Source organism: Polaromonas sp. P1_H6 (genome assembly GCF_056405195.1).
In genome coordinates this window covers 22,280-34,495 of the sequence record NZ_JBFUCN010000005.1, presented here as the reverse complement: position 1 = coordinate 34,495, position 12,216 = coordinate 22,280, and the positions used below count along the sequence as shown (strand labels likewise).

The window sequence follows — 12,216 nt, the reverse complement described above, 5'->3', positions numbered from 1 at the left end:
TCATGAGCTCTATAGACCTCCAGGCCCTCATCCCCAACAACGTCCACCTGGGCGAAAACCGCCAGCTCCAGCGCGCGCTGGAGCACTGGCAGCCGGCCTTCCTGAACTGGTGGGACGAGATGGGCCCCAGCGACTTCAAAGCCAAGGAAGTCTATTTGCGCACCGCCGTGGGTGTCGATGCTTCGGGCTGGGCCAGCTACGGTTACACGCCCATGCCTGACTACCGCTGGGGCATTTTCCTGGCCGACAAGGAAGAGGGCCGCAAGATCGGTTTTGGCGACCACATGGGCGAAGAGGTCTGGCAGGACGTGCCCGGCGAATACCGTTCCACCTTCCGCCGCCTCATCGTGACCCAGGGCGATACCGAGCCGGCCTCGGTCGAGCAGCAGCGCCTGCTGGGCCATACGGCGCCTTCGCTGTACGACCTGCGCAACCTGTTCCAGGTCAACGTGGAAGAGGGCCGTCATCTCTGGGCCATGGTCTACCTGCTTCACGCGCACTTCGGCCGCGACGGACGTGAAGAAGCCGAGGAGCTCCTGATGCGCCACAGCGGCGACGCGGACAAGCCGCGCATCCTGGGCACTTTCAACGAGCCCATGGACAACTGGCTGTCCTTCTTCATGTTCACCTATTTCACCGACCGCGACGGCAAGTTCCAGCTCAAGTCCTTCGCGGAATCCGCCTTCGACCCGCTGGCGCGCACCACTCGCTTCATGCTGACCGAGGAAGCCCACCACATGTTTGTGGGCGAGACCGGCGTGGGCCGCGTTATCAAGCGCACGCTGGAAGTCATGAAGGAGCTGGACACCGACGACGTCGCGACGCTGCGCAAGGCCGGCGTGATCGACCTGCCCACCATCCAGAAGTTCATGAACTTCTGGTTCACTTCGTCGCTGGACCTGTTCGGCTCGGAAGCCTCGTCGAATGCCGCCAACTACTTCAGCAATGGCATCAAGGGCCGGCCCGATGAAGCCAAGTTCGCCGACCACGTGGAACTCGAAACCGAGATGAGCATCGTGGTGCCGAACGGGCAGGGCGGCCTCAAGAACGAGACGATTTCGACCCGCAACGGCATGAATGAAATCACGCGCCTCGAATACGTCAAGGACTGCAATGTCGGTGTGACACGCTGGAACATGGGCATCAAACGCGCCGGCGTGGACTTTGAACTCACCTTGCCATCGACGCGCTTTCGCCGCGAAGTCGGCGCCTGGGCCGGTAATTTCACCGATCCGCTGGGCAACCCGATCAGCGCCGCCGATTTCGAGGCGAAGAAAGACCAGTGGCTGCCGACGCCGGCCGACACGGCTTTTGTGAAAAGCCTGATGAACCGCGTCACCGAACCCGGCAAGATGGCCGCCTGGATTGCGCCGCCGGATCGCGGCATCAATGCCAATCCACTCGAGTACGAATACGTAAAGCTCTAAAGGCGCGATTTAAGCCAGGTCGGGGCCGCGGGACTGCAAGGCCTCGGGCGCTCGCAGTGAGCAACCGTGGGGCTAATCGATCTTGGCGCCGCGCTCTTTGAGCAGGTCCCGCAGCAGCGAGCGATGGCAGCGCGCCTCGTTTTCGCAATAGCAGCCCATCGCGAAGTTCGCCCGGTGTGACAGCGCCGCCAGCAGGTCGAGGCTGCGGCTGGCGTCGGGCTCGTTCATTTCCGAGCGGTATTTTTTGCTGAAGGCAGCCCAGTCCTTGTCGGAGTCCACACTCTGGCCCAGCTTCATGGTTTCCACGCTGGGCGCGAGGTTGGGGTACCAGACGTCGTACCAATCCTGCGAGGCGAACTCGGCCTTGGGCACGCCGCGCGGCGGCCTGCGCACCGTGCCTATGCGCAAACCCTCGTCGGTGCTGCGGGCTGTGCCCAGCCTGATGATTCTGATGGCCATTGCAGTCTCCTTTTCTGCGAACGTTCACAAGCTCTTTGTTGAAGCGGTTCAGGGCGCGGCCGGAGCGGTGGCGGCACCCGGTTCGGGTGGCTCTACGCGTGACATCTCCCGCATCTGGCGCGCGATTTCATCTTCGGCCATGGGCGCCTGCGCGGAGGCCGCGGGTGCGGGAGCATCCAGCCAGTGCACGGTGAACGGAAAAGTGAACACCGCTACCGTGAGCGCCACCTGCACCAGCAGCATGGGCCATAGCGCTGCCAGCAGCCGTCGGCTTGAAATGGCCGGCAGGCCCGAGCGGGACCTCGCCATTAGTACGGCGTAGCCCATGGGTGGAATCAGGAAGCTGAGCTGCAGCACCAACAGTAGCAGCACCGCCGCCTGCTGTGCGTCGCCCAGGCGCGCGATCAGCGCCGGCGCGACGATGGGCACGATGACAAAAATCATCTCGAATGCATCCAGCACCCAGGCGCACAAAGCGACCAGCAACAGTACCAAGGCCGCCGTCACCCCTGGCGGGAGCGTGGAGCCCAGCAGCAGGCCGTTAAGCCAGCGGTCGGTGCCGAATACGCGAAACACCAGGCTGAAAGTGGTGGCGCCCACCAGCAGCGCAAACAGGGCGCCGCTGAGTTTGAGCGTGTCAGCCAGCACCGCCTGCCAGCCGGCCGCCGGCAGCGAGCGGCCCAGGAGGGCCGAGACGACCAGCAGCATCGCGCCGGTTGCCGCCGCCTCCACCGCGTAGAGCTTTCCGGTAAAGACACCGGCCAGCAGCAGGACGATGGTGCCGCCCGTGAGCAGGGCGACGGCAGTCTGGGCGCGGCTGGCCGGGAGTTGGGGCGGGTGTTCTTTCTGTTTTCCGGCCTGGCGCCAGGCCACTACGGCCCAGAGCGCCAACACGCACAGGGCAGGCAGCAACGCCGCATGCATCACGTCCTGGGTGTTGATGATGCGCTGGCCTGTCTGCATATAGCCCGGCAGCCGGCTGGCCTCCAGGTGTGCCAGCAGCATGGCATCGCCCAGCAACAGCAAGACCAGCGAGGGCGGAACCACCACGCCTATGGTGGCGGCCACGCTGATGATGGAGACGGCCCGCGCGGTGTCCAGGTGCGCCATGCGCGGGGCAACAAGGCGTGAAAGCAGGGCCGAACTGGAGGCGACCGAGCCGTTCATGGGCGCAATCAGGGCGCCTACGCCCAGGGCCGAGAGGGCGTGCGCGCCGGCCAGCGGGCGAAACAGCCGCAGCAGCGCGGAGTACAGGGCGTCGGCCACCGTCAGGCGCTGCAGCAGCACACCCATGAACACATACAGCGGCATGGCCTGCAGCAAATCGTTTTCAAGCAACCCCAAGGTGCGTACCGGAAGGGCTTGCAGGATTTGCAGGTCGAAAGCGCCCGCCGCCAGGCCCAGCACCGCGAACAGGCTTGAGACGCCTATCAGCAGGGCCCAGACCGGCAGGCCGGTGGCGAGAATCAGCGCGCCCAGCGCCAGCAGCATCCACACACCCGCGAGCGGGCCGGTCAGGTTCATGGCGAGCCCGGCGTACGGCCGTGCGGCAAGAGTTCGAGCAGGCCTTCGGCCAGCACCAGCAAGAGCATCAACGCCATGGCGAGTTTGATCACGAAATAACCCGGTGTGAGCGTTTCGCCAAATCGCTCAAAAGAGGCTACAGAGGCAGCAACCAGCGGCCAGCCGGCCCACAGCATGAACAGCGCCCAGGGCATGACACAGGCCAGTAGCGCCCAGGCATGCCAGCGCGGCCGGGGCGCGCCGGACGGATGAGGCTGCAGGGAGGCCAGGTGGGCGTGGTTTCTGGAGGCCGCCGTCACGGCCACCGCCACATACAGCGCGAACAGCACCTGCGCCGCATCGTTGGCCTGGCGTGAGTAGGCTTGCACAAGTTCACGCAGCGGCCACTGGGCCAACAGCAGCGCCGCCAGCGGCAGCACCAGCAGCGCGAATGCCGCAGTCAGGCGCGTCAGTCCTTTGTCGACTTGGGACGCGGCCGCGGCGGCGGTCCCCATCCTCATGCGGCCCCAAAGTTGCGGCGGCAAGCCTTTGCGTCGGGCCGGTGCTGATCAGGCTGGACAGCGAGGCGAAATTTCATTGGGTAATCCAGTGAATGGAAAAAATGAAGGGGGCGCGGGAAAGTGTAGCGGGTTCGGGCTATAATATTTGACTAGTCGGAGTGTGGCGCAGTCTGGTAGCGCACCTGGTTTGGGACCAGGGGGTCCAAGGTTCGAATCCTTGTACTCCGACCATCATTTCCCAGCAAAAAGCCCACGTCAGTGGGCTTTTTCATGTCCGCATGGCGGCGAAGCCCTCAGGACTTGAGCGGCCCGAAGTTAGAAGTGCGCCAGTATTCGCGCACCTGTTCCAGTTTTTCCTGGAAATCCCGGAAATGCAGCGGTTTGCGTACGTAACTGTTAAGACCGCCCTGAATCTCTTTCACGATTGGCGAGTATTTGGGCTCGGAGGTCAGGATGACGACGGGTACGAAGAAAGTGCGGGGGTCTCCACGCATGCGCTGCATGACTTCCGCGCCGCTGATCCCAGGCAAATTCAGGTCCAGCATGACCAGTTCCGGCGGATGGTCGTTGGGCCGGTTGCTGTAAGCACCTTCGCAGAAAAGGTATTCCAGGGCTTCCGTGCCGTCGCGGGCCACGATGACTTCATGGTCGGCGCCGTTTTCCTGCAGCGTCAGCAACGTCAACTCGACGTGAGCGGGGTTGTCCTCCACCAGCAACATGGTTGGTCTGGCCATCTTTTCTCGCCTCCTTGGTCTTGCCGGCCTTTGCACGGGGCCGAATCCCGACTATATACCCCGATTCCGAGGGTGTGTAAGCGAAGTTCGTTGATCGCGGGGGGAAAGGGCGGGTACGACTGACGCCGCGAATTGGCCTGCCCGGAGGGGATCGAACCCCCGACCCTCAGCTTAGAAGGCTGATGCTCTATCCGACTGAGCTACGGGCAGTTTGTGTGTGGGAGCAGGGGCAAGGCCACGCAGGGGCGGCCGCCGTTTCCAGCTCGTCGCGAATCATACCTTCAATCGAGGTCTGCCAACCCCGGCCGGCCGGCCTCCACCCAGCGCTTTTCAGCGCTTTTCTCAGCGCTTTTCGTACTGCGTCTTGCCGAACAGCACTTCCCGCGCCTTGTCGTCGGTGATGGGCCTGCGCAGCTCGGCCAGCACCTTGACGCCGCGCTGCACGGCGGGGCGTTCACTGATCAGGTCAAACCACTTTTTCAGGTGCGGGTAGTCGATCCAGTCTATGCCGTGGTTTTCCCAGTTGCGCAGCCAGGGGAAGATGGCGATGTCGGCAATGCTGTACTCGTCGCAGGCGATGAACCGGCTGCCGGCCAGCTGCTTGTCCATGACGCCGTAAAGCCGCTTCGTTTCATTGGTGTAGCGGTTGATGGCGTAGGCTATCTTTTCGGGCGCGTACTGCCGGAAATGGTGAGTCTGCCCGATCATGGGGCCGACGCCGCCCATCTGGAACATCAGCCATTGCAGCACCTGGAACTTCAGGCGGTCGGTTTTCGGCAGCAGCTTGCCGGTTTTGGCGGCCAGGTAGAGCAGGATGGCACCTGATTCGAACACCGAGATGGGCTTGCCGTCGGGGCCGACCGGGTCGACCAGCGCCGGGATCTTGTTGTTCGGGCTGATGGCCAGGAATTCGGGCTTGAACTGGTCGCCGGTGCCGATATTGATTGGGTTGGCCTGCCAGTCGCGGCCCAGTTGCAGGCCGCATTCCTCCAGCATGATGTGGACTTTGTGGCCGTTGGGCGTGGGCCATGAGTAAACATTGATCATTGGAACTTCCTTGACTACTATGATGCTTGCTGCACTTTAAGAGAAAAGCGAAAACCATGTTCGAGCGGCTGAAGAAAGTCTTGGTCGGGGGTAAGGCGGAAGCCGGCGATGCCGCCGCGTCCGACGAGGCCGTGTCCGAATGGGCCGGCACCCGTGGCTTTTCCTTTACCGGCATGGGGCAGGGCAAGGGGTTTGCGCTCAAGGGCAACGTGGGCGGCAAGCCCTGGAAGCTGGAGCGCGGCAGCCCATCGCGCGACTACATCCGCGGCGAAGAACTGCGTGCCCGGGGCGAGGTCAAGGTCAACGACGACGTCACGGTCCTGGTCATGAACCGGGCCTTGAAGGAGGGGCTGGAAAAGCGCGCCTACCAAGCTTATACCGACACCCTGCAGACCACCGCCGACCCCAGCATGCCCGAAGAGGTGCGCTGGCTGGCCATGTACCCCGAAGTCGGCTGGGAAAGCCTGCCCAAGCCCTTCTGGCAACGTTATGCGGTGATGGCCGACCATCGCTCCAACGCACTGGCGTGGCTGGACTCGCAACTGGTCGAGTTGTTGATGTCCTGGCCCGAGCCTTCACCCGACGCGCAAGTGCCTTTTATCCTGATGGTGCTGCGCGGCAAAACCTATTTGCGCATGCAGTACACCCCGGCCGACATGCCCACGCTGGAGCATGCGGCGCTGATTTTCACCACGGCCTGTGAGTCGGCGATCGCCGGACTCTCTAACGACCTGACCTTGTAAGGCTTCAGCCGCCGCGCGTGACGGGCATTTCGACTTCGCCGGGCATCAGGAGGTGCTTGGCCAGCTCCAGCTTGGCCAGCGACGCGCGGTGCACCTCGTCCGGGCCGTCGGCCAGGCGCAGGGTGCGCTGGCTGGCGTAGGCATAGGCCAGCGGGAAGTCGTCGGACACGCCGCCGCCGCCGTGGGCCTGGATGGCCCAGTCGATGATCTGGCAGGCCATGTTGGGCGCTACCACCTTGATCATCGCGATCTCAGCCTTGGCGACCTTGTTGCCCACGGTGTCCATCATGTAGGCGGCCTTGAGCGTCAATAGCCGGGCCTGCTCAATCATGCAGCGGGCCTCGGCGATGCGCTCGTGCCAGACGGACTGGCTGGCGATCGGCTTACCGAAGGCGACCCGGCTGTTCAGGCGCTTGCACATCAGCTCCAGCGCGCGTTCGGCGATGCCTATGCTGCGCATGCAGTGGTGGATGCGGCCGGGGCCGAGGCGGCCCTGGGCGATCTCAAAACCGCGGCCTTCACCCAGCAGCAGGTTGGCTACGGGGACGCGCACGTTGGTCAGGCGCACTTCCATGTGGCCGTGGGGCGCGTCGTCGTAGCCGAACACCGACAGCGGGCGGATCACGGTGATGCCGGGCGTGTTGGCCGGCACCAGGATCATCGATTGCTGCTCGTGGCGGCCGGCGTCGGGGTTGGTTTTGCCCATGACGATGTAGACCGCGCAGCGCGGGTCGCCCGCGCCCGACGACCACCACTTGAGGCCGTTGAGCACGTAATCGTCGCCGTCGCGCTCAATGCGGCACTGGATGTTGGTCGCGTCGGACGAGGCGACTTCGGGCTCCGTCATCAAAAAGGCCGAGCGGATCTCACCCTTGAGCAGCGGGTCCAGCCACTGGTCCTTGTTGGCTTCGGAGCCGTAGCGGGCGATGGTTTCCATGTTGCCGGTATCCGGCGCGGAGCAGTTGAAGACCTCGGCCGCGAAAGGCACGCGGCCCATGATTTCGCACAGCGGCGCGTATTCGAGGTTGGACAGGCCTTCAGGCGCGCGCGGCGAGTGCGGCAAAAACAGGTTCCACAGGCCGGCGGCGCGGGCCTTGGGTTTGAGTTCCTCGACCAGTTTGGTCGGGACCCAGGCATTGCCCTTGGCGCGGTTCTCGGCGATTTCGCGGAAAAAGCGTGCCTCGTTCGGGTAGATGTTCTCGTCCATGAACTTGAGCAGGCGCGCCCGCAGTTCCTGTACTTTGGGGGTGTAGTTGAAGTCCATGAAATCTCCAGAAGGGATGTGGGGGGCGATGTTGTTGTGAAAAAGAGCAGGCTTCAGCCCTGGCTTTTGAGGGCAAAGCCCCAGGCCATTTTGGCCAGCAGCGGCGCGCCGGCGGCCGAGCTGACGGCCTGGGCGCTGGAGGCTGTTCCGGCCTCGACCCGCTTGGCGATGCCCTGCAGGATGGCCGCGATGCGAAACAGGTTGTAGGCCATGTAGAAGTTCCAGTCGGCCTTGAGCGCCTCGGGTGTGGCAAGGCCGGTGCGCTCGCAGTAGCGGCGTATGTACTCGGATTCGGTGGGAATGCCCAGGCTTTCGACGTCCAGCCCGCCTATGCCGCGAAAGGCCCCGGGCGGGATGTGCCAGGCCATGCAGTGGTAGCTGAAGTCGGCCAGCGGATGGCCCAGCGTGGACAGCTCCCAGTCGAGCACGGCCAGCACGCGCGGCTCGGTCGCGTGGAACAGCAGGTTGTCGAGCCGGAAGTCGCCGTGCACGATGGAGACCATGCTGTCGTCGCGCGCGCCGGCCGGGATGTTGGCGGGCAGCCATTGCATCAGGCTGTCCATCTCGGCGATGGGCTGGGTGATGGAGGCGGCGTACTGCTTCCTCCAGCGGCCTATCTGGCGCTCGAAGTAGTTGCCGGGCTTGCCGTAGTCGGCCAGGCCGCGCTCGGCGAATTTCACTTTGTGCAGGGCGGAGACCACACGGTTCATCTCGTCGTAGATCTCGCCGCGCTGGGCCTGGCTCATGCCGGGCAGGGACTGGTCCCAGAGCACGCGGCCCTCGACGAACTCCATCACATAGAAAGCGCGGCCTATCACCGACTCGTCCTCGCAGAGGCAATACATCTTGGGCACAGGCACGTCGGTACCCTGCAGGCCCTGCATGACCTTGAATTCGCGCTCCACCGCATGGGCCGAGGGCAGCAGTTTGGCCACAGGCCCGGGCTTGGCGCGCATCACGTAAGAGGCACCCGGCGTGATCAGCTTGTAGGTCGGGTTGGACTGGCCGCCTTTGAAGATCTCCGCCGTCAGCGGGCCTTTGAAGCCGGGCAGGTGGCTGCCCAGGTAAGCGGTGAGCGCATCGAGGTCAAAGGCGTGCGCGCCGGACACGGCCCGAGTGCCGACAAAGTGGTCGAAATTGCTCGTGCTCAAAGGGCTGGCCCCCGTGTGTTTATTTGTCGATTTCGGCTTCGGAAATGCGCATCAGGGCCTGGCGGTTGCGCACCACCAGGCCGCCCGGCTCTATGCGTATGGCTTCCTCGCGCTCCATGGACTTGAGTTCCTGGTTCACGCGCTGGCGCGAGGCGCCCAGCAGTTGGGCCAGTTCCTCCTGCGCCAGCTGCAGGCCGATGCGCACTTCGCCGCTGTCCGCCAGGCTGGGCACACCGTAGCTGCGGACCAGGTGCAACAGTTGCTTGGCCAGCCGCGCGCGCAGGGGCAGGGTGTTGAGGTCTTCCACCAGGCCGAAGAGCTGCCGTATGCGCCGCGCATGCAGGCGCAGCAGGGCTTCGTAGAGCTCGACATGCTGGCTCAGGATTTTGCGCAGGTCGGCGCGCGAGACGCACAGCAGCGTGGTTTCGCCATGGGCATAGGAGTCGTGGGTGCGCCGCTCCCCGTCGAAGATCGCCACGTCGCCGACCCAGATGCCGGGCTCCACATAGGTCAGGGTGACCTGCTTGCCCGAAATCGAGGTCGAGCTCACCCGGATGGCGCCGCGCGCGCAGGATATCCATTCTTCCGGCGCGTCGCCGCGGGCGCTGATGAGTTCGCCGTCTTTGTAGCGTTTGACGTAGGCGCATCGAAGTATGTCGTGCCTCAGGGATGGGGACAGGGATGAAAACCAGCGGCCGTTATTAATGGCCTCTCGTTCCTCTATCGTAAGAATGGGATCGTCCATGGTCTGTCTTTTGAGTGACTAACAAGACGTCCATTGTCGCTTGAGGGACCCGCCCCGCGCCAGCGGGCTGTCGCATGGGTGTCGCCCGGCCGGAGGGGCCGGGAAATGGCGAGGGAGGGCCGCGACAGGGCCCCCCGCGCAAGGACCGGCTAGCGGTAGTGCGGCGTGCGCTTGTTCAGGAAGGCGTCTATGCCTTCACCGGCGTTGGCGTCGTGCAGGTTGCGCACGAAGTGGTCTTGCTCTCGGGCCAACTGCTGGTTCAGCGTATTGCCGGCTGCGTCGTTGATCAGTTCCTTGATGCTGGCCAGCGCGTTCGGCGCGCGCGCATTGAGGCTGTCGGCCAGCTGCAGGGCCTGGGCCAGGGCTTCGCCCGGGGCCGTGACGCGGTTGACCAGCCCGAGATCATGCAAGCGGCGTGGGCCTATGCGTTCGCCGGTCATCAGCAGTTCGCTGGCCAGCGCGCGCGGCAGGGCGCGCGCCAGGGCCCAGCTGCCGCCGCCGTCGGGCGACAGCGCGACCGTGCTGTAGGACATCACGAACACGGCGTTGTCCGCCGCCACCACAAAATCGCAGGCCAGCACCAGCGAAAAACCGGCACCAGCGGCCGGGCCTTCCACGGCGGCAATCACCGGCTTGGGGTAGGTGCGTATCGAGTCGATCCAGTTGTGCAGGCCTTCGATGCTCTGGGCCTGCACCTCGGGTGCTTCACGGCGGTTGGCCTGCAGCCGCTGCAGGTTGCCACCCGCGCAAAAGATGGCACCCTCGCCGGTGATGACCACGCTGCGGATGTCGGGGTTGTTCTCGGCGGCGTTCAAGGCCTCAATGCCCGCCGCATAAATATCGGGACCCAGGGCATTCCTGAACTCCGGGTTGCTGATCGTCAGGATAAGGGTCTGGCCCTCACTCGTACCTTTGATTGCGCCTGCCATGTCAGTTGTTCCAATACGAAAGAATGTGTGGTCGCCGGAGGAGGGATTCCCACGCCAGTGGGGGCCGCGGAACTGGCTTCGCCAGGCCGCAAGCGCCGCCCCCTGGAGGGGGGAAGGTGCTACACGAAGTGAGCATCCGAAGGGGGTGTTTCATTCTTCCTGGTGTAGGAGGCTCAAGCCGATCGCACCGCGGCGCCGTAACCAGGGGGAAGGGCGGTAGCGCTGGTCGCCGTACACGGTCTGCATGTTGAACAGCACTTCCAGCACATTGGTGGGGCCGTAGCGGTCGCCCATGGCCAGCGGGCCCATGGGATAGCCCAGCCCGAGGGTCACGGCGGTTTCCAGGTCTTTCGGGCTGCAGATGCCCTGCTGGCAGATGTCGCTGGCGATGTTGACGATGGCGGCCACCACTCGCTGGGTGACGAAGCCGCCGCTGTCCCGGATCACACTGACGGCCCTGCCGTCGCGGGCGAAGAGGGCATGGGCCGCGTCGCGCATGTCGCTGCGTGTGGCCGGATTGGTGGCCAGCACGCGCCGCTTGGTGGCCGCGTCGTCGATCAGCATGTCGATGCCGATGGTACGGGCCGGGTCCAGGCGCTCCACCACGGCCACCGTGGTGATGTCAAAGCCCAGTGGCGCGACCAGCATGAGGGCCTGCGGCGAGGCAGAGGCGCCGGTCTCGATTTTGGCGCCGAGGGTCTTGAGCAGTTGCAGCAGTTCCGAGCGCCGCGAAGCCCGCGGCGAGACCCACACCGGCGGAAGTTCGGCAACCTCGGGGACAGGGGGCTCGGGCTGCACCTGCATGGCCCCGTCCACATAGCGGTAAAAGCCTTCGCCGGTCTTGCGGCCCAGCATGCCGCCGGCCAGGCGCTGCGCCGTGATCACGCTGGGGCGGTAGCGGGCTTCTTCATAGTACTGGTGGTAAATCGACTCCATCACGGGATGGGAAACGTCGAGCGCGGTCAGGTCCATCAGCTCGAAAGGGCCCAGCTTGAAGCCGGCCTGGTCGCGCAGGATGCGGTCTATGGTGGCGAAATCGGCAATGCCTTCGCTGACGATGCGCAGCGCCTCGGTGCCGAAGCCCCGGCCGGCGTGGTTGACGATGAAGCCGGGCGTATCTTGCGCCTGCACGGGTGTGTGGCCCATCTGCCGCGCGTATTGGCTCAGGCCTTCGCAGACCGCGGGGCTGGTCTTCAGGCCCGCGATCACTTCCACCACTTTCATCAGCGGAACGGGATTGAAGAAGTGAAAACCGGCCAGGCGCTCGGGATGTTTGAGCGCCGCCGCGATGGCCGTCACTGAAAGCGATGAGGTATTGCTGGCCAGCACGGCGCTCGCGGGCACCAGGGCTTCGAGTTCGGCGAACAGCGCGCGCTTGACGTCCAGGCGTTCCACGATGGCTTCGATGACGAGGTCGCAGCCCGCCAGGTCGGGCAGCGTGCCGGCGAGCAGCAACCGGTCCTTGTGGCCGGTGGCCACGGCCGCGTCGAGCCTGCCTTTTTCGACCAGCTTGTCCCATTGGGCACAAATCGCTTCGCGCGCCTTTTCGGCGGCGCCCGCCTGCGCGTCCATCAGCTTGACGGTGCTGCCGGCCTGCGCCGCGATCTGCGCGATGCCGCGCCCCATCGCACCAGTGCCAACTATTCCCACATTTGCGAAATTTACTTTCATGCCCGAATTATGGCTGAGCGTA

Annotated in this window: 12 protein-coding genes and 2 tRNA genes; 3 read left to right on the top strand and 11 right to left on the bottom strand. The window is 64.5% G+C overall.

What is annotated here, in order from left to right:
- Positions 1–2 precede the first annotated feature (2 nt).
- On the top strand, positions 3–1,427 hold the full coding sequence (gene boxB / locus AC1D1F_RS06275) for a benzoyl-CoA 2,3-epoxidase subunit BoxB (protein ID WP_436154460.1): 1,425 nt from the start codon (positions 3–5) through the stop codon (positions 1,425–1,427).
- Between the two features lie 72 nt (positions 1,428–1,499).
- Here boxB and AC1D1F_RS06270 read toward each other — a convergent pair whose 3' ends face one another.
- Genes AC1D1F_RS06270 through AC1D1F_RS06260 form a run of 3 tightly spaced genes read right to left on the bottom strand, consistent with a single transcriptional unit; the run spans position 1,500 to position 3,910 of the window.
- The gene (locus AC1D1F_RS06270) at positions 1,500–1,886 is read right to left on the bottom strand and encodes a DUF488 domain-containing protein (protein WP_477675901.1); all 387 of its coding nucleotides are present in this window, start codon (positions 1,884–1,886) and stop codon (positions 1,500–1,502) included.
- 48 nt (positions 1,887–1,934) lie between these two features.
- A complete protein-coding gene (locus AC1D1F_RS06265) occupies positions 1,935–3,410 on the bottom strand; it encodes a TRAP transporter large permease subunit (protein WP_477675902.1) in 1,476 nt (491 codons plus the stop codon).
- Entirely contained in the window at positions 3,407–3,910 is a 504-nt protein-coding gene (locus AC1D1F_RS06260; protein ID WP_477675903.1) for a C4-dicarboxylate ABC transporter substrate-binding protein, read from the bottom strand. The genes AC1D1F_RS06265 and AC1D1F_RS06260 overlap by 4 nt, the downstream gene beginning before the upstream one ends.
- 154 nt (positions 3,911–4,064) lie before the next feature.
- Here AC1D1F_RS06260 and AC1D1F_RS06255 point away from each other — a divergent pair.
- Positions 4,065–4,141 (top strand) — tRNA-Pro (locus tag AC1D1F_RS06255).
- Between the two features lie 62 nt (positions 4,142–4,203).
- Here the strand turns inward: AC1D1F_RS06255 and AC1D1F_RS06250 are convergent.
- From AC1D1F_RS06250 to AC1D1F_RS06240, 3 genes are all read right to left on the bottom strand, one after another.
- The gene (locus AC1D1F_RS06250; protein ID WP_477651988.1) at positions 4,204–4,644 is read right to left on the bottom strand and encodes a response regulator; all 441 of its coding nucleotides are present in this window, start codon (positions 4,642–4,644) and stop codon (positions 4,204–4,206) included.
- A 133-nt stretch (positions 4,645–4,777) separates the two neighbouring features.
- Positions 4,778–4,854: transfer RNA gene (locus AC1D1F_RS06245), tRNA-Arg, on the bottom strand.
- Positions 4,855–4,986: 132 nt separating this feature from the next.
- A complete protein-coding gene (locus AC1D1F_RS06240) occupies positions 4,987–5,691 on the bottom strand; it encodes a glutathione binding-like protein (RefSeq protein WP_477696395.1) in 705 nt (234 codons plus the stop codon).
- A 56-nt stretch (positions 5,692–5,747) separates the two neighbouring features.
- Between AC1D1F_RS06240 and AC1D1F_RS06235 the strand changes: the two genes are divergently transcribed.
- Complete coding sequence (locus tag AC1D1F_RS06235) at positions 5,748–6,434, top strand: hypothetical protein (protein ID WP_477678971.1); 687 nt, start codon at positions 5,748–5,750, stop codon at positions 6,432–6,434.
- Positions 6,435–6,438: 4 nt separating this feature from the next.
- On the opposite strand, the gene AC1D1F_RS06230 is transcribed toward AC1D1F_RS06235, so the two are convergent.
- The 5 genes from AC1D1F_RS06230 to AC1D1F_RS06210 all read right to left on the bottom strand — a co-directional run bounded on the left by AC1D1F_RS06230 (position 6,439) and on the right by AC1D1F_RS06210 (position 12,194).
- Entirely contained in the window at positions 6,439–7,698 is a 1,260-nt protein-coding gene (locus AC1D1F_RS06230) for an acyl-CoA dehydrogenase family protein (RefSeq protein WP_477678970.1), read from the bottom strand.
- Between the two features lie 53 nt (positions 7,699–7,751).
- A complete protein-coding gene (locus AC1D1F_RS06225; protein WP_477700674.1) occupies positions 7,752–8,849 on the bottom strand; it encodes a phosphotransferase in 1,098 nt (365 codons plus the stop codon).
- 19 nt (positions 8,850–8,868) lie between these two features.
- Positions 8,869–9,594, bottom strand: coding sequence for a Crp/Fnr family transcriptional regulator (locus tag AC1D1F_RS06220; protein WP_431096232.1), 726 nt, complete (start codon positions 9,592–9,594; stop codon positions 8,869–8,871).
- A gap of 149 nt (positions 9,595–9,743) precedes the next feature.
- Positions 9,744–10,523, bottom strand: coding sequence for an oxepin-CoA hydrolase, alternative type (locus tag AC1D1F_RS06215; RefSeq protein WP_477678207.1), 780 nt, complete (start codon positions 10,521–10,523; stop codon positions 9,744–9,746).
- Positions 10,524–10,673: 150 nt separating this feature from the next.
- Positions 10,674–12,194, bottom strand: coding sequence for a 3-hydroxyacyl-CoA dehydrogenase (locus tag AC1D1F_RS06210; RefSeq protein WP_477696392.1), 1,521 nt, complete (start codon positions 12,192–12,194; stop codon positions 10,674–10,676).
- Between the last annotated feature and the right edge of the window lie 22 nt (positions 12,195–12,216).